The following is a 15,843-nucleotide window of genomic DNA, read 5'->3' as shown; positions in this document are numbered from 1 at the left end:
GCTATCCCGGCGCCGGTGACCGAAACGGTGCCGTCCACCCACTGTGCGCAGTGTCCGCCGTCACCGAGGCCCCGTCCGTCCCGTGCTCGGCCAGCGGGCCCACCGCCAGCCCCGCGTCGCGGCAGTCGCGCACGATGTCCGGCAGCGCGCCGAGCGTGGCCCGCCAGCTGCCCGGAGCGGAGGCGTGGTCGGTGTCGTGGAGGAGGACCGTGCCGCCGCCGCGCAGGTCCGCCGCGACGGTCGCACGCACCGAGGCGGGCGTCGCGTCGTGCCGCCAGTCCTTGCCCCACGCCGTCCACAGCACCGGCCGCAGCCCGGCCCGGCGGGCGGCCGCCCAGCGTCCGGAGGTGAGGATGCCGTAGGGCGGCCGGTACCAGCGGGGGGCCCGGCCGGCCACCTCGCCCACCACCTGGACGGCACCCAGCAGCTCGCGCGCGTCCCGCGCAGGCGACGGCCACCAGGGACGGTCGTGCCTCCAGCCGTGGACGGCGAGTTCGTGTCCGCGCCGGACCAGCTCACGGGCCACCGCCGGGTGCCGTACGGCGTTCTCGCCCAGGACGAAGAACGTCGCCCGTACCCCGAGTACGTCCAGTACGTCGAGGAAGTGCGGCGTGGACACCGGATCCGGGCCGTCGTCGAAGGTGAGGGCGACATGACCGGTGCCGCCCTGCCCGGCCAGCCCGGGGAACCGGCGCCGGCGCAGCCCCGGCAGCCAGGTCGCGGCCGGTCCGACGTGGGCCAGCGCGGCCGCGGCGACCGGTGCGACGGCGTACGCCGCCCGTCCGGCGTGGAACCCCTGACGCATCCGTGGTGCCTCCGGTCCGTTCAGTACGTTCGGTTCGGTACGTTCGGTACGTTCGGTTCAGACGTTCGATGTCGACAGGTGCTCGGCGTGCGCGCTCGAGGTGTGGTCGACAGACGCTCGACGTGCGCTCGGCGTGTGGCCTCGACGTTCGGTCCTCGGTCCGGTCATCCCGTGCTGCGGTGACGCTCACCGCCGCACCGCCTGCCCGGGGCCGTCCCGCGCCGCGGTAGCGGTGTCCCAGGCGCCGTGGACCGAAGGAGCCCGGGCCAGTCCGACGCTGCCGAGGCCGATCAGCGCCACGCCGATCAGCTCGGGCAGCACCCGCACCCCGAGCAGGATCTCCTCGCCGAACAGGGCCCAGCCCAGCGCGACGCTGGTCAGCGCGTCGCCGAGAGTCAGCGCCGGCTGCGAGGCCGCCAGGGTTCCCGCCCGCAAGGCGCTCTGCAACAGCAGGAAGCTGACCACGCCCACCACCGCCGTCGCGTACGGCGGCCACTGGGTCAGCACCTCGCCCACCCCCTGGGGGAGCCGTCCGGTGAGTTCCTTGAGCAGTGCCGCCGTACCGCCGAACCCGACCGCGGAAGCGGATCCGAACAGCGCCGCGCGGGGCGCGCCGTGCACCAGGCTGCCGACCGAGGCGAGGACCGTGATCAGGACGAACAGCGCCAGCCCCGCCCAGATCCACCGGCCCGCGGTGGCGGTGTCGTGGCCGGCAGACGGAGCGGCGGAGCCCAGGAACAACGCGAGCCCCACGGCAAGGGCCGCGAACGCCAGCCATGTCCGCGAGTCCGGACGCCGGTGGAAGACCGCACTGCCCACCACCAGCGTGAACAGCAGTTCGGTGGCCATCAGCGGCTGGACGACGGCCAGACTGCCCACCGCCAGCGCGGCCGCCTGCAGCACCGTCGTCAGCGCGAGCAGTGCCGCCCCGCCGACCCAGTACCGGTCGCGCACCATCCGCAGCAGCGAGCGCAGCGCCGTGTGTCTGGCCCCCGCCCGGTCCTCGTCCTGCGCCGCGGCCCGGCGCTGCAGTACCGACGCCGCCGCGTTGGACAGCGCCGCGAACAGGGCGAGGACGACGGTGAGGACACTCACCGCGGCGGGCTCCCGGTCATCCGAACCGCGCGGCCAGCCGCCGGTACAGTCCCGGAGCCGCGCCCCGGACCCGGCACGGCAGACGCAGCCACGAAGGCACGTACACCTCGTCCCGGCCCCGTACCACCGCGCTCCGCACCGCGTCGGCCACGCGCTCGGGAGGCACCGGACGCGGCCTGGACCGCCGGTAGGGAGCGCCGCGGCGCTCGAAGAACGGTGTGTCGACGACGCCCGGCACCACATGGGTCACCCCCACGCCCGTGCCGCGCAACTCGTAGCGCAGCGAGTCGGCGAAGGCGCCGACCGCGGCCTTGGCGGCGGAGTACACGGCCTCGTCGCGCACCGCGACACTGCCCGCCAGCGATCCGATGAGCACCACCCGCCCCGAACCCGCCGCCACCATCCCCGGCAGCAGCAGGCGCACCAGGCGCAGCGTGGCCAGCACGTTGATGTCGAACACCTCTTCGATGGTGTGCGGGGGCATGTCCAGGAACTCCCCGGCCCAGCCCACACCGGCTCCGGCCACCAGCAGGTCCACCGGTCCCGACGTGGCCATCGTGAAGTCGGTGAGCTGACGGTCGGCACCGGGGAGGGTGAGATCCGCCGCGAACGCGGTGGCCGAGGTGTCGTCGGCGACCTGACGCAGCCGCACCGGGTCGCGTCCGGTGAGCACCAGCCGCCAGCCGTCCTCGTCACCCAGCCGGCGGGCCACGGCCGCGCCGATGCCGGAGGAGGCCCCCGTCACGAGTGCCGTGCGGGTCCGCGTGCCCCGGTCCCCGACGGGCCGGGGCCGGGGCCTCGCGTGGTCCGCGTCGGGGGCGACGACCTGCGGTCCGGGTACGGACCGGGGACGGGAGAACGCATGGACCATGAGGACCACCTTGGTTCGGGGCGGGCTCCGGAAGCGTCCGACCGGACGGTCGGGCTCCGGCGTCCGGCCGGACGGGCGGTCACGGAGTATCCCCGGCGGCGCGTCCGAAACAGCCGTATGTGGAATGGTTTGGAACCTGCCGCGTCGGCTACCTGGTCCGCTGTGCATCCTCGCAGCTCGTCAGCGCCCCGCCGCTCCGGTGCCCCGCGCGATCCGCAGGACGGCGGACGTCTGCTGGTGATCAGCGCGAGCATGGGCGCCGGTCATGACACGGTCGCCGCGGAACTGGTCCGCCGGGCGCGCGAGCGCGGCGACGCCGCCCAGGCCGTCGACGTCCTCGCCCTCCTGCCGTACGGCCTGGGCGCGGTCCTCAGGTGCTTCTACCGCGGGTCGGTACGGCACTTTCCCTGGGCGTACGCCGCCGTGTACCGCCTCTTCCTGCGGCCCGGCGCCGGACGCCGCCCCAGCGGGACGCCCCTGGCCCGGCTCGCCGGGAGCAGACTGCGCGAGCTGGCCGAGCGCACGGGTGCGGACGTCGTCGTGCCCGTCTTCCACCTGGGCGCCCAGCTGACCGGCCACTTGAGGGACCGCGGGCTGCTGCCCGTGCCCACAGTCGTCCTCGTGATCGACTTCGAGCCGCACCGGCAGTGGCTCCACTCCGGCAACGACCACTACCTGTGCCTCACCGAGGACGCGGCGCGCGCGGTGCGGGGGAGCACCGGCAGGCCGACGGGACGGTGCGGTCCCGTCGTGGCGCCGGAGTTCTTCGCCGGCACCACCGACGTTCCCGGGGCGGCCGAGTGGCGGGACATGTTCGACCGACTCGGCCCCGGGCGGCCCGCCGTGGTGCTGTCCGCCGGCGCCTGGGGCGTCGGCTCGCACCTCGACGCCACGGTCCGGCTCCTGACGGACCACGGCTTCCTGCCGGTCGTGCTCTGCGGCGACAACCAGCGGCTGCGCCGCACGCTGTCCGGCACACCGGGCGTCCTCGCCCTGGGCTGGGTGACGGACATGCCCGGCCTGCTCCACGCCGCCCGGGCACTGATCGACAACGCGGCCGGACAGACCGCCGTACAGGCGCTCGCGGCCGGACTGCCGGTCGTGGGCCACCGCCCGATACCCGGCCACGGCGCCGACGGCGTCCGGCGGATGGCCGCGCTGGGCGTCTCCGAGGTCGCCGAGGACGAGACCGCGCTGCTGGACGCGTTACGGCGGCTCACCGCACCGGGCTCGGCCCGGAAGCAGCGGATCGCCGCCGGACGCGCGCTGTTCACCGAGAACGCGGACGCCCTGACCCTGGTGACCGACATCGCCGACGACGCCCGTGCGGGCGCACGACGCTGAGTGCGCACGTACGACGGGAGCACGACGTATGACGATGAGGGCACGTACGACGGTGAGGGCACGTACGACGGTGAGGGCACGTACGACGGCGAGGGCACGCACGACGGTGAGCGCGCCCGTTTTCCCGCCCGCCCCCAGGGCACCCGGCCCGGAGCGCGAACCGGCACAAGGAGGCGACGCCGTGCGGCTCGACGAATTCCTCACCCGGGTCCGCGACCGCGGTGAGTTCCACAGCGACGACGAAGCCGAGCAGGTCACCACGGCCGTCCTGTGGGTGATCGCGTCCCGTGTCACACCTCAGGAGGCCGCCGGTCTGGCCGCCGAGCTGCCCGCACCACTGGACGACGCGCTCCGCCTGGAACGCGGGCGTCCCGAGTCCTTCGGCCGCGAGGAGTTCCTCCGGCGGGTGGCCCAGCAGACCGGCGCCCGGCCGCGCACCGCCGAATGGGACGCGGGCGCCGTGCTGGCCACCCTCGCCGAAGCGGTGGCCCCCGAACGGGTCGACCAGCTGCTGGCCCACCTGCCCGCGGACTGTGCCGACCTCTTCGGCGGCCCGGCACCCCACCGAGAGCGCCCCACCGGAGCATCCCACTGAGATCGAGGAGACACTCATGACGGACGTTGAGCAGCGCTACGCCGACGGGGAGGAGACGCCTCTCGCCGGATACGCGGCGCTCGCGACGACCTTCGCGGCGAGTGCCGGTGTGTTCGCGGTCACTGCTCGGCGCCGTGGGGTCCGGCTGCCGGACACCGTCCCCGCCTGGGACGTGGCCCTGCTGGGAACGGCGACGTTCAAAGCCTCCCGGCTGCTGACCAAGGACAAGGTCACCAGCTTCCTGCGGGCGCCGTTCACCAGCCGGGAGGGTCAGGGCAACGCCAACGAGGTGATGGACGCCGGGCGCGGCACGGGCCTGCGCCGTGCCGTCGGTGACCTGGTCTCCTGCCCGTTCTGCACCTCCGCCTGGGTGGCCGGCGGACTCGTCGGCACCTACGCCGTCGCGCCCCGGGCGGGACGGCTGCTGTGCGCGGGCCTGAGCGCGGTCGTGGTGTCGGACTTGCTGCAGTACGCGTGGAGCCTGACGGCGCAGAAAGCCGAGGAGTGAGCGGGGTGGGGGCCGCCGAGACCGGGGAGTGAGCAGGAGCCGCCGGGCGGGGCGGCCCGGTCAGTCGCGCTCGGCGCGTTCCGCCTGCTCCGCCCGCTCGGCATGCAGCTTCTTCACGCGTGCCGCCTCCTTGCGCACGTCCGCCTGCACGGCCTGCTCCCGCTCCAGCCACTCCGGGCGCTCCTGCTTCAGCGCGTCGATCTGCTCCGTGGTGAGCGGCTCGGCGACCCCGCCCCGGTGCAGGCCCGCGATGGAGACGCCCAGCTTGGCCGCCACCACCGGGCGCGGGTGCGGACCGTCGCGCCGCAGCTCGCGCAGCCACGCGGGAGGGTCGGTCTGAAGCGCGTTCAGCTCGGCGCGCGTGACGACGCCCTCCCGGAACTCGGCGGGTGTGGCCTCGAGGTACACACCCAGCTTCTTCGCCGCGGTCGCGGGCTTCATGGTCTGGGTGTTCTGGTGCGACGTCATGCCGTCAAGGGTATCGATCGTGTGAGTGGTCCCCGACCACGCCCGGTAACCTGGCCGGGTGACAGGCTCGGAAGCTCCCCCCTCGTTCCGGCTCGCGTACGTCCCGGGGGTGACGCCCGACAAATGGGTGCGCATCTGGAACGAGCGGCTGCCGGACGTCCCCCTCTCCCTCACCCAGGTCCCCGCCGCCGGGGCGGCCGGCGTGCTGCTGGACGGTGACGCCGACGCCGGACTGGTGCGGCTGCCCGTCGACCGGACCCTGCTCAGCGCCATCCCGCTCTACACCGAGACCACGGTCGTACTGGCCCCCAGGGACCACCTCGTCACCGCGGCCGACGAGGTGACCGTCGAGGACCTCGCCGACGACATCGTGCTGCACCCCCTGGACGACGTCCTCGGGTGGGAAACACTGCCGGGCAGGCCCGCACTGGAGCGTCCGGACACCACCGCGGACGCCGTCGAACTGGTGGCGGCCGGGATCGGCGTGCTGCTCGTGCCCCTGTCGCTGGCCCGGCTGCACCACCGCAAGGACCTCACGTACCGCACGGTCACGGACGCCCCCGAATCGAGCGTGGCCCTGTCCTGGCCCGAGGACGCGCACACGGACCACGTCGAGGACTTCATCGGCATCGTCCGGGGCCGGACCGTCAACAGCTCCCGGGGCCGGCAGCCCGAACCGGCGCGCTCGAAGGACGGGCGCGCAGCAGCGACGGCTCCCGCGCGCCGCAAACCGGCGGGCGGCAGGACGGGCGGCGGTAAATCGGGCGGAACGGGCGGGAAGACCGGCGGAAAGCAGGCCGGCGGCGTCGCCCGGCGCGGCACCGGTGGCAACCGCCGGGGTGGAAGCGCCGGCAAGGGCAAGGGCGGCGGACGCGGCGGCGGGCCGCGCCACCGCTGACCCCGCCGGCAGGCGACCCGTCAGCGCACCGTCGGACTCGGCGTCGGCGCCGACGTGTTGACGTCCAGCCCGGGCGGCGCGGTGAGCGAGAGCATCGGCTCGCCGGGCTGCGGAGCCGGCGGCGTGAGCTGCGCCTTGGGCAGGTTCGGCGGGGCGGTCTGCTGGAAGTTGACCTGGTCGAAGTTGACCAGCCCGGTCTTCTCCAGCACGGTGATGTGGTCGAGGACGGTGTCGTTGGCCTGGTCGGCGAGCTGCCGCACCAGGGAGTTCTTGGTGTTGGCGCGGATGTTGGCGATGGCCGGGAAGATCTGGCCGTGGGTGACCCGCATGATGTTGACCGCGGTGGTGTCGAACTGCTTGCCCGTGGTCCCGTTCACGGTCGCCACGAACTGCTGCTGCTGCGGGGACGCCAGATTGGGCAGGGTGATGCCCAGTTCCGGCGCGATCTTCCGGCAGGTCGCGTCCAGCCGGGAGTGACCGACGACCAGGTGCTCACCGGCCTCCCTCATTTCCGGTGTCGTCCCCCGTTCCATCGCCATCAGCCCCAGCGGGTGCTCCCACAGCCCCGCGGCACGCACCTTCACCACGAAGTCCCGGTCCTGCTCGGTGAGCGGCCCGTACCGCGTGTTGGCGACGACCCGCGCCTGGTCACTGCCCGCGTTCTGCACCCCGAGCATGGTCGGGTAGGCGAGTGCGGTGAGGGTGAGGACCAGGGCACCGGCCACGAAGGCGGTCCCTGCCGTGGTGCGCGTGATGCGCATCGTGCCTCCTGGGGCGAAGACAGGCTCGGACACCAGGAGATACGGACGGGAGCGGTGGTCTGATCACCACGTCGGGTAAAACCTGCGACGAGAGACGTGCTTCATCTCACCCCGAGGCGTGTCACCTGAGGGCCTGCGCACCTCAGGGCGTGCGCGCCGTCCGCACGAGCCAGTCGTACGCCGCCCGCGCGGTGAACTCTTCCTGGCCCCCGCGCAGCAGCAGCCCCGCGGTGGCGAACTCCGGGGCGTCGGCCTGCGCCGCGACGTACGGGACCGCGATGCAGCGCATCCCGGCCGCGTACGCGGCGGCGGCCCCGGGAGCGGCGTCCTCCAGTACCACGCAGCGGGCCGGTTCCGCCCCCAGCCGCCGGGCCGCCTCCAGGAAGACGTCGGGGGCGGGCTTGCCCTGCGCGACCTCGTCGGCCGAGACGACCGTGCGCAGGTGTGCGTCCAGACCGGTGCGGGCGAGGATCGTGCCGATCGCCTCGGGCGACGAACCCGACGCCACCGCCATCGGTACGCCCTCGCCCGCCAGCAGCTCGACGAACTTCCGCATCTCGGGATACGCGCGGGCCGAGGTGCGGGCGAGCGCCAGGTAGTGGCGGTTCTTGACGGCGAGCAGTTCCTCGACCGGGGCCCGCAGCCCGTACCGCCGCTTCCAGTCGGCGACCGTCTCCTGGGTGCTGATGCCCACGTACGCCTCGTGGTCGGCCCAGGTGAAGTCCGGCACGCCGTACTCGGCGAGGGTGCGCCGGCCCGCTTCGTAGTAGTTCGGCTCGCTGTCCACGAGAGTTCCGTCGAGATCGAAGATGACCGAGATGCCGCCGAGTCCGCCCATGGTGCTCATGGCCTCCAGGATGCCAAGGATCACCTGCGGGCCGAGCGCCCGATCGACTCCACGAGCGGGAGCAGCCGGTGCGGCACGCGCTCGCGCAACGCCACCTCGCTGCGGGTGCGGACCACGCCGGGCAGGCTGATCAGCTTCTGCACCACGTCCTCCAGGTGCGCGTTGTCGCGGGCCACGACGCGGGTCAGCAGGTCCCCGCCGCCGGTGATGGAGAAGGCCTCGACGATCTCCGGCACGGCCGCCAGTGCCTCGCCCACCTCGTCCAGATGCCCTTGGGTGACCTCGATGTGCACGAACGCGAGCACCGGATGGCCCAGGGCGGCGGGGGAGAGGGAGGGAGCGGTACCGGTGATCACGCCGTCCCGCTCCAGGCGGTCCAGCCGGGCCTGGAGCGTGCCGCGGGCGATCCCGAGGAGGCGGGCGTACTCGCGCACGCTGGTGCCCGGCTGCTCCAGCAGCAGCCGCAGGATGCGGGTGTCGAGCTCGTCGACGGCCATCGCGGATCCGGCCCCCTCTCGTCGGCCGTTGGACTACCGGTGGCCTTGTTCATGCCGCCATCACTGTACCAATGGCCCATTCAAGCAGCGGCCTGTTGAGCCACTGGTGGCGGAGATGCTCCTATAGACGTGTCGATGGCGCTGCGGACCCCGCGGCGCCTTTTGCATGCGGTGACTTCCGGGCCAGTGGGCGTGAGTGAGCGAGGGGGCGGTAATCAGTGCTGAAGAAGGTGTTCGTGAGCCCGGACCCGGGACGGTCCCGGCTGCGGTTCGCCGCGCGGGCCGTCCTCGGCATCGGGGCGGCCGTCGTGGTGTGCGGGCTGGCCGGTACCTCCCTGATCGGCGCGGTCATCGGCGGGCTCGCCGCCCTGCTCGCGCTCTTCACCGTCACCGACGCCACCGTGCGCGGCCAGGCCGTCACCACCGCGCTGCTGCCGGTCGCCGGACTGCCCGTGCTCACCGCCGCCGCCGCGCTGCACGACCACCCCGTCGTCCGGGACCTCACCTTCCTCGCCGTCGTCGGCGCGGGCGTGTACGCGCGCCGCTGGGGGCCGCGCGGGCACAGCCTCGGCGTGTTCGCCTTCATGACCTTCTTCATCGCCCAGTTCCTGCACGCGACCACGGGGCGGCTGCCCGAGATGTACGCCGCCGTCCTGCTGTCCGTGGCCACCGCCGCGGCGGTGCGCTTCGGCCTGTGGTGCTACGAGCGCCGTCGGCCCGCGCCCGCCGTCCCCGCGCCGCCCGCCGGCACCGGTCTGGCCCGCATCACCACGCGTCAGGCAGTGCAGGCCACCGCGGGCGCCGGTTTCGCCCTGGTGGTGGGCCAGCTGGTGTCCGGCGACCGCTGGTACTGGGCCGTCGGCGCGACCTGGTGGGTGTTCGTCAACACCACGTCGCGCGGCGAGACGCTGGTGCGCGGCTTCCGCCGGGTCCTCGGCACGGTCGTCGGCATCGGCCTGGGCTTCCTCGTCGCCGTGCCGGTGGCCGGGGCCCCGGTGCCCACCGCCGTACTCGCCGCCGGCTGCGTCTTCGGCATCTTCTACACCGCCGCGGTCTCCTACACCTGGATGATGCTCTGCGTGACCCTGCTCGCCGAGCTGCTCTACGGCCTCCTGGGCGTCCTCAGCCCCGGCCTGCTCGCGCTGCGGCTCGCCGAGACCGGCGTGGGCGCGCTCGGCGCCGCGCTCGCCGTGCTCTTCGTCCTGCCGGTCACCACGCACGCCGTCACCGACGCCTGGATCCAGCGCGCCCTGCGCTGCGTGCACGCCTGCACCGCCGAGGCCGCCGCCCGTCTCGCCGGAACGGAGGGCGCCGACCCGGCGCCGCGCGTGGCGGAACTGGAGCAGCTGCTCGGCCGGGTACGGCTGTCGGTCGCTCCGCTCGTGCACCCACTGAGCCCCATGTACGGCCGCAGGCGGCGGGCCCGCCGGGTCCTCGACCTGCTCGACGACTGCGCCCGGGAGATCCGCGGCCTCGTCGCCGTCGCCGCCGACCCCGAAGCCTCGCACGACGCCCGGCTGGCCGCCGCCTGCTGGCGCGTCGAGGCCGCGGTCGAAGCACTCACGGGCGGGGGCGCCGTCCCCGCCCGCGCGGGCGGGGAGCGCGCCGTCGAACCCGCGTTGGCCCACCTCCACGACCTGGAACACGCCCTCGCCGAACTCGCCGCGCCCCTGCGAACCCCCTCCGGTTCACGCCTGGCCGGCGCCTGAACCGTCTCACCCGCCGCACCCGCGACACCCATTTGGTCTAGACCGCAAGTGATCGACTGCTACCGTCGCTCCCGGGCGGACGATCAGGTCGGACGACAAGATCGGCACTCGACGCGACGCAGGACGAAGCGGGCAGACGAAGCGGGACGAGAGGGGCAGCGGTGACGGACGGCGGCAGGCGGCAGCGGCGGGCATACATCGGGTCGTTCACGGCGGCCGGCGGCCCCGGCATCCTGACGGCGACCGTCGCCCCCGACAGCGGCGCCCTCACGGTCGTGAGCGGCACGGACGGTCTGGCCGACCCCTCCTACCTGGCCCTGGCACCCGACGGGGACACGCTCTACGCCGTCAGCGAGACGGCCGAGGGCGCGGTGGCGGCCTACCGGGTGAGCGGGGACAGGCCCGAGCCCACCGGGCGGCCGGTGCCCGTCGAGGGTGACGGACCGACCCACCTGAGCCTGTACGCCGGGCACGTGCTGACCGCCAACTACGGCTCCGGCACCGTCACCGCCGTGCCGGTCCGCGCCGACGGCACCCTCGCCCGGTCCGCGTCCGGCGTCCTGCGGCACACCGGCTCCGGCCCGCACGCCCAGCGGCAGCAGGGGCCGCACGCCCACCAGGTGCGGCCCGACCCCAGCGGGCGCTGGGCCGTCAGCGTGGACCTCGGCACCGACTCGGTGCGGGTCTGCGCCCTCTCGGACGGTGCCCCCGCCGTGCACCGGGAGATCGCGCTGCGCCCGGGGTCGGGGCCGCGGCACCTGGCCTTCCACCCGGACGGCTCCCACGCCTACGTCGTCAACGAACTCGCGCCCACCGTCACCGTCTGCCACTGGGACGCCGCCGACGGCACCCTCAAGCCCCTCACCGAGGTGCCGGTGCTGCCGGGGGCCCCGGCGGGCGACGCCTACCCGTCCGGCATCGCCGTCTCGCCCGACGGCCGTTTCGTGTGGACCGCGACCCGCGGCGAGGACGTCCTGTCCGTGCTCGTCGTGGAGCCGGACGGACTGCGACTGTCCGCCACCGTGCCCTGCGGCGGACACTGGCCCCGCGACATCACCGTGTCGGACGGCTTCCTGTACGCGGCCAACGAACGCTCCGGAGACGTGACCTGGTTCGCCCTGGACCCGACCACCGGCGTCCCCCGCCGCACGGGCTCCCTCGCGGTCCCGGCGGCATCCTGCGTGATCTTCGACCCCGCGTCCTAGCTCCGGGCAGGCGTCGGCCGCTGTCGCTGCGGGCAGTCGTGCCTCCCCCAGCGCCTGGGGCGGCACGCGTGGGCGCAGCGGCACCCCGGCAGCGCCGGGCAGCGCGTCCCACCCTCGCGCCCAGACCCGCGCCGGGCTCGATCCCGACCGACGGTGCCGTACCCCCGGACCGTGCCGAAGGGGCCCGCTCCTCTCCGGAGCGGGCCCCTTCACACACGTCTGGACGCGCACGCGCACCTCACCGAACCGGCGCCCCCTGCGCCTGCTGCGGCGAGATGCCGAGCGCCGTCGTGTACTTGGCCAGCGCCAGCTTGCCGATCGCCGGGTACGGACCGAGCGGCTCGGCGGTGGAGCAACCCGCCTCCTTGGCCGCCTCCTCCAGCACGGACGCCTCGATCTCCGGGCCGATCAGATACGGCGCGAGCGCAAGCTGCTGGGAGCCCGAGGAGCGCAGCTGCTCGGCCACGGACGCGATCGAGCCCTCCTCGTCCAGCGCCGCCGCGATCACCGGCACGGCGAGGCGCGCGGCGAGCAGCATGCCGGTGATGCCAGCCGCCTGCACGGCCTCGTCACCGCCGACGGAAGCCAGGATGATGCCGTCCGCGGCGGTCGCCACGGTGAACAGGCGGGCACGGTCGGCGCGGGCGAGACCGGCCTCGGAGAGCCGCACGTGCAGTGCCTCGGCCAGCAGCGGGTGCGGCCCGAGCACGTCGGTCAGCTCGGCCGCGATCTTGCTGTCCATCACGGCCTGCCGGATCCGGCGCAGTAGCGCGTTGTCCGGCCCGGCGAGCAGCGGCACGACGACCGCGACGGGGCCCTCGGGCTCCTTCACGTCCAGGCCGGCGGCGCGCGCCTGCTCGAAGCGGGCGGTGCGCTCCTCGGCGGCCTGGACGAGCACGGCGGACAGGGAGGGGAACTCGGCGTCGTCGCCCCCGTCGAGGTGACCGATCCGGGCGTCGAGCCCGGGCAACTCGGAACGGGCGATGCTGATGACCTCGTCGGCGAGGCTACGGGTGGCGCTGCTGGGCGTCCCCGGCACCGCGAGGACGAGCGCCGGCGCGCCCTCGGGAGCCACCAGGGGTTCGGGACGGCGGTGCCGTCCGGGCTGGCGGGGGCGCGGCATTCGTACTGGCAGGCCGGACGCGGGCCCAGTGGGGGAGCTCATGGCGCCGCATGTTACTGGTTTCCGGGGTTTCCCTGTTCGGGGAGGGTGCAGGTGAGCGGTATCCGTCCGGTTTTGTCTGATGAGTGATGTACGGATCGGCCGACATCGGCACGATTCACCTCGTCGGCGGACCACTTCTCAGCCGCCCGGCGCGCTCGTCACCCACAGCATCCTGTCGTCACCCGGAAGCGTGAGTGAGCCGGTCGCCAGGTCGGTCGCGATCCGGACCGAGCCGTCCAGCGGATCACCCTCCGCGGTCGTCCGCCGCGCCCGCGGCAGCCGCTTCGCCAGCTCTTCCTCCAGGGGTACGAGGAGCGGATCGCCCAACCGCAGCAGCCCGCCGGTGACCGCGACCCGGGGCTCACCGCCGGCCGGGCAGACCGCGGCGGCCGAGTCGGCCATGTGCCGGGCGGCGGCCCGCAGGATCCCCGCGGCGACGGAGTCGGCGGCCGCGCAGGCGGCCACCTCGGGCGCGAAGGAGGCGAGGACGGCTGGACGGTCGGAGCGCGGATACACCTGCCCGGGCAGCTGCGCCGCCGGACCGAAACGCGCCTCTGCCCGGGCCAGCAGCGGCGCGGAGCCGCCCTCCCGTCCGTCATGGGCGCGCAGCGCCGCCTCGAGACCGGCCCGCCCGATCCAGGCGCCGCTGCCGCAGTCGCCCAGCAGATGTCCCCAGCCGTCCGCCCGGTGCCAGCGGGACAGGTCGGTGCCGACGGCGATCAGGCCGGTCCCGGCGGCCACCACCGCCCCGGCCCGAGCGCCCAGGGCGCCCACGTACGCGGTCACGGCGTCGGCGGCCAGCCCGACTGTCCGCACGCCCAGCTCCCGGGCCAGCGCGCCCGGCAGTTCGGCGCGCAAGGCATCGCCCAGGGTGGCCAGCCCGGCGGCACCCACGACGACGGTGCCGAGCCGGGCGACGCCCGTCTCCTCCATCAACGCCCTGGCCATGGGCAGAAGTTGCCCCAGGAGGTGCCCGGGGTCGATCCCGCGTGGACCGGTGCGGACGGGCTCCCCCGAGACACGCCGGCCGAGCGGACCGGGTCCGTCGGCGCCGACGGAGCCGACGACCACACGCAGCCCCGAGCCGCCGGAGTCCACGGCCAGGAAGCCGACGCTGCTCACGGCAGACGCCAGTCGACCGGCTGACCTCCCAGACGCATCAGCAGGTCGTTGGCCCGGCTGAACGGACGCGAACCGAAGAAGCCCCGGTCGGCCGACATCGGGGACGGGTGCGCGGACTCCACGGCCGGCAGGTCACCGAGCAGCGGTCGCAGATTGCGGGCGTCGCGGCCCCAGAGGATGGACACCATCGGCTTGCCGCGCGCCGCGAGCGCGCGTATCGCCTGCTCGGTGACCTCCTCCCAGCCCTTGCCGCGATGGGCCGCGGGCTTGCGCGGGGCCGTGGTGAGCGCCCTGTTGAGCAGCAGCACCCCCTGCTGTGTCCAGGGCGTCAGATCCCCGTTGGAAGGCTGCGGGAGGTTCAGGTCGGTGTTCAGCTCACGGAAGATGTTGACCAGGCTGCCGGGCAGCGGGCGCACCTCCGGGGCGACGGAGAACGACAGTCCGACGGCGTGCCCCGGGGTGGGGTAGGGATCCTGTCCGACGATCAGGACCCGTACGTCGTCGAAGGGCTGCTGGAAGGCCCGCAGGACGTTCGCCCCGGCCGGGAGGTAGGTGCGTCCGGCGGCGATCTCCGCGCGCAGGAACTCACCCATCGAGGTGATCCGTCCGGCGACGGGTTCAAGGGCCTTCGCCCAGCCCGCTTCGACGATTTCGTTCAAGGGTCGTGGTGCCACGGGCGTCACCCTACTGCCGTACGGGTGACGCCGATCAACCGGTGGCCACGGCCGGTCCCCCCGGTCCGGTTCATCCGACGACCGCGGCCCGCACGCACAGCACGTCCGGCAGGTGGGAGGCCAACTGCCGCCAGCTGTCGCCGTCGTCGGCCGACGCGAACACCTCGCCGTTGCGGTTGCCGAAGTAGACGCCCGCCTGCTCCGCGTCGTCCGTGGACAGCGCGTCGCGCAGCACCGTGCCGTAGTGGTCCTCCTGGGGGAGGCCCGCCGAGAGCGGCTCCCAGCTCTTGCCCGCGTCCGCGGTGCGGAAGACCCGGCACCGGCGGTCCGCCGGCACGCGGTCGGCGTCGGCGTTGATCGGGAAGACGTACGCCGTGTCGCCGCGGTGCGGGTGGGCGGCCACCGCGAAACCGAACGTGGACGGCAGGCCCTCGCCGATGTCCGTCCAGTGCGCGCCCGCGTCGTCGCTCCGGTACACCCCCCAGTGGTTCTGGAGGTACAGGCGGTCCGGGGTGGCCGCGTCCCGCGCGACCTTGTGCACGCACTGGCCGAACTCCGGGTCGGGGTCCGGCAGGAAGACGGCGGAGACCCCGGAGTTCGACGGCGCCCAGCTCGCTCCGCCGTCGGCCGTGCGGAACACACCCGCGGTCGAGACGGCGACCGTCACCGACCTGGGGTCGCGCCGGTCGGTGAGGACGGTGTGCAGGCCCTCACCGCCACCGCCCGGCACCCACTTCGACCGCGTCGGGTGCTCCCACAGCGGGCGGACCAGCTCGAAGCTCTCCCCGCGGTCCTCCGAGCGGTACAGCGCGGCCGGTTCCGTGCCCGCGTACACCACGTCCGGCTCGGCGGCCGCCGGGTGCAGCTGCCACACCCGCTCCAGCGAGGCGCCGGTGTCCTTGGGGAACTTGACGGCCGGCGCGGCCGGTTCGGTCCAGGTCCGGCCGAGATCGTCGGAGTGGAACACCGACGGCCCCCAGTGCGCGCTGTCGCCGCCGGCCAGCAGTCGCGGGGTGTCGCCGCGGGTGTCGAGGGCGACCGAGTAGACCGCCTGTGCGTTGAAGCAGGGACTTTCGTCGAACTCCCAGGTGCCACCCCGCCGGCGCCCGATGAACAGGCCCTTGCGGGTGCCCACGGCGAGCAGTACCTCGGTCATGCCGATCACCTCCGCGGCGTCCTCGTCGACGCCTTTGTCTCGGACACGGGCCAGTCTGCACCCAGCCACTGACAGTCACCCCTGGGAGAGATGTCGTCGCAGATCAGGCCGGTGGTGTCGGGT

Annotated in this window: 17 protein-coding genes; 6 read left to right on the top strand and 11 right to left on the bottom strand. The window is 74.2% G+C overall.

Translation table 11 applies throughout. The features are described 5' to 3' along the window. Position 1: 1 nt before the first annotated feature. From ABS735_RS21740 to ABS735_RS21730, 3 genes are all read right to left on the bottom strand, one after another. Entirely contained in the window at positions 2-805 is an 804-nt protein-coding gene (locus ABS735_RS21740; RefSeq protein ID WP_373900951.1) for a polysaccharide deacetylase family protein, read from the bottom strand. A gap of 186 nt (positions 806-991) precedes the next feature. After that, positions 992-1,900 carry a DMT family transporter gene (locus tag ABS735_RS21735; protein WP_373900952.1) on the bottom strand — a complete coding sequence of 303 codons (909 nt, stop codon included), beginning with the start codon at positions 1,898-1,900 and terminating at the stop codon, positions 992-994. Positions 1,901-1,916: 16 nt separating this feature from the next. Next, complete coding sequence (locus tag ABS735_RS21730) at positions 1,917-2,771, bottom strand: SDR family NAD(P)-dependent oxidoreductase (RefSeq protein WP_373900953.1); 855 nt, start codon at positions 2,769-2,771, stop codon at positions 1,917-1,919. Positions 2,772-2,933: 162 nt separating this feature from the next. Between ABS735_RS21730 and ABS735_RS21725 the strand changes: the two genes are divergently transcribed. From ABS735_RS21725 to ABS735_RS21715, 3 genes are all read left to right on the top strand, one after another. Next, positions 2,934-4,115: an MGDG synthase family glycosyltransferase gene (locus ABS735_RS21725; RefSeq protein ID WP_476755845.1), complete on the top strand. Its 1,182-nt coding sequence runs from the start codon at positions 2,934-2,936 to the stop codon at positions 4,113-4,115. A 181-nt stretch (positions 4,116-4,296) separates the two neighbouring features. Next, on the top strand, positions 4,297-4,710 hold the full coding sequence (locus ABS735_RS21720) for a DUF2267 domain-containing protein (protein ID WP_373900954.1): 414 nt from the start codon (positions 4,297-4,299) through the stop codon (positions 4,708-4,710). A 16-nt stretch (positions 4,711-4,726) separates the two neighbouring features. After that, positions 4,727-5,218, top strand: a complete 492-nt coding sequence (locus tag ABS735_RS21715) for a DUF1360 domain-containing protein (protein WP_373900955.1) — start codon at positions 4,727-4,729, stop codon at positions 5,216-5,218. 60 nt (positions 5,219-5,278) lie between these two features. Here ABS735_RS21715 and ABS735_RS21710 read toward each other — a convergent pair whose 3' ends face one another. Next, complete coding sequence (locus ABS735_RS21710; protein WP_373900956.1) at positions 5,279-5,686, bottom strand: DUF5997 family protein; 408 nt, start codon at positions 5,684-5,686, stop codon at positions 5,279-5,281. Positions 5,687-5,744: 58 nt separating this feature from the next. Between ABS735_RS21710 and ABS735_RS21705 the strand changes: the two genes are divergently transcribed. Continuing rightward, complete coding sequence (locus ABS735_RS21705; protein ID WP_373900957.1) at positions 5,745-6,584, top strand: LysR family transcriptional regulator substrate-binding protein; 840 nt, start codon at positions 5,745-5,747, stop codon at positions 6,582-6,584. Between the two features lie 20 nt (positions 6,585-6,604). Here ABS735_RS21705 and ABS735_RS21700 read toward each other — a convergent pair whose 3' ends face one another. The 3 genes from ABS735_RS21700 to ABS735_RS21690 all read right to left on the bottom strand — a co-directional run bounded on the left by ABS735_RS21700 (position 6,605) and on the right by ABS735_RS21690 (position 8,689). Continuing rightward, positions 6,605-7,345, bottom strand: coding sequence for a DUF4142 domain-containing protein (locus tag ABS735_RS21700; protein WP_373900958.1), 741 nt, complete (start codon positions 7,343-7,345; stop codon positions 6,605-6,607). A 142-nt stretch (positions 7,346-7,487) separates the two neighbouring features. Beyond that, entirely contained in the window at positions 7,488-8,183 is a 696-nt protein-coding gene (locus ABS735_RS21695; RefSeq protein ID WP_373901281.1) for an HAD family hydrolase, read from the bottom strand. Positions 8,184-8,212: 29 nt separating this feature from the next. Beyond that, a complete protein-coding gene (locus ABS735_RS21690) occupies positions 8,213-8,689 on the bottom strand; it encodes an Lrp/AsnC family transcriptional regulator (RefSeq protein WP_373900959.1) in 477 nt (158 codons plus the stop codon). A 218-nt stretch (positions 8,690-8,907) separates the two neighbouring features. Between ABS735_RS21690 and ABS735_RS21685 the strand changes: the two genes are divergently transcribed. Continuing rightward, positions 8,908-10,398, top strand: a complete 1,491-nt coding sequence (locus ABS735_RS21685; RefSeq protein ID WP_373900960.1) for an FUSC family protein — start codon at positions 8,908-8,910, stop codon at positions 10,396-10,398. Positions 10,399-10,559: 161 nt separating this feature from the next. Beyond that, positions 10,560-11,603 carry a lactonase family protein gene (locus ABS735_RS21680; protein WP_373900961.1) on the top strand — a complete coding sequence of 348 codons (1,044 nt, stop codon included), beginning with the start codon at positions 10,560-10,562 and terminating at the stop codon, positions 11,601-11,603. Positions 11,604-11,841: 238 nt separating this feature from the next. On the opposite strand, the gene ABS735_RS21675 is transcribed toward ABS735_RS21680, so the two are convergent. The 4 genes from ABS735_RS21675 to ABS735_RS21660 all read right to left on the bottom strand — a co-directional run bounded on the left by ABS735_RS21675 (position 11,842) and on the right by ABS735_RS21660 (position 15,789). After that, positions 11,842-12,768 carry a sirohydrochlorin chelatase gene (locus tag ABS735_RS21675; RefSeq protein ID WP_373900963.1) on the bottom strand — a complete coding sequence of 309 codons (927 nt, stop codon included), beginning with the start codon at positions 12,766-12,768 and terminating at the stop codon, positions 11,842-11,844. Between the two features lie 138 nt (positions 12,769-12,906). Beyond that, a complete protein-coding gene (locus ABS735_RS21670; protein ID WP_373900964.1) occupies positions 12,907-13,890 on the bottom strand; it encodes an N-acetylglucosamine kinase in 984 nt (327 codons plus the stop codon). Next, positions 13,887-14,564: a uracil-DNA glycosylase gene (locus tag ABS735_RS21665; protein ID WP_123621931.1), complete on the bottom strand. Its 678-nt coding sequence runs from the start codon at positions 14,562-14,564 to the stop codon at positions 13,887-13,889. Before ABS735_RS21665 ends, ABS735_RS21670 begins: the two co-directional genes overlap by 4 nt. Before the next feature lie 70 nt (positions 14,565-14,634). After that, a complete protein-coding gene (locus ABS735_RS21660; protein WP_373900965.1) occupies positions 14,635-15,789 on the bottom strand; it encodes a WD40/YVTN/BNR-like repeat-containing protein in 1,155 nt (384 codons plus the stop codon). Positions 15,790-15,843: the final 54 nt, after the last annotated feature.

Origin of the sequence: Streptomyces sp. MMCC 100, from assembly GCF_041538145.2 — a bacterium.
GTDB lineage: Bacteria > Actinomycetota > Actinomycetes > Streptomycetales > Streptomycetaceae > Streptomyces.
This window is presented reverse-complemented; position numbering and strand designations above follow the sequence as displayed.

Excerpts from the sequence above, each read along its gene's own strand:
- ABS735_RS21740 (WP_373900951.1), bottom strand. The coding sequence starts at position 805 with ATGCGTCAGGGGTTCCACGCCGGACGGGCGGCGTACGCCGTCGCACCG.
- ABS735_RS21730 (WP_373900953.1), bottom strand. The coding sequence starts at position 2,771 with ATGGTCCATGCGTTCTCCCGTCCCCGGTCCGTACCCGGACCGCAGGTC.
- ABS735_RS21715 (WP_373900955.1), top strand. The coding sequence starts at position 4,727 with ATGACGGACGTTGAGCAGCGCTACGCCGACGGGGAGGAGACGCCTCTC.
- ABS735_RS21710 (WP_373900956.1), bottom strand. The coding sequence starts at position 5,686 with ATGACGTCGCACCAGAACACCCAGACCATGAAGCCCGCGACCGCGGCG.
- ABS735_RS21700 (WP_373900958.1), bottom strand. The coding sequence starts at position 7,345 with ATGCGCATCACGCGCACCACGGCAGGGACCGCCTTCGTGGCCGGTGCC.
- ABS735_RS21695 (WP_373901281.1), bottom strand. The coding sequence starts at position 8,183 with ATGGGCGGACTCGGCGGCATCTCGGTCATCTTCGATCTCGACGGAACT.
- ABS735_RS21690 (WP_373900959.1), bottom strand. The coding sequence starts at position 8,689 with ATGGCCGTCGACGAGCTCGACACCCGCATCCTGCGGCTGCTGCTGGAG.
- ABS735_RS21675 (WP_373900963.1), bottom strand. The coding sequence starts at position 12,768 with ATGAGCTCCCCCACTGGGCCCGCGTCCGGCCTGCCAGTACGAATGCCG.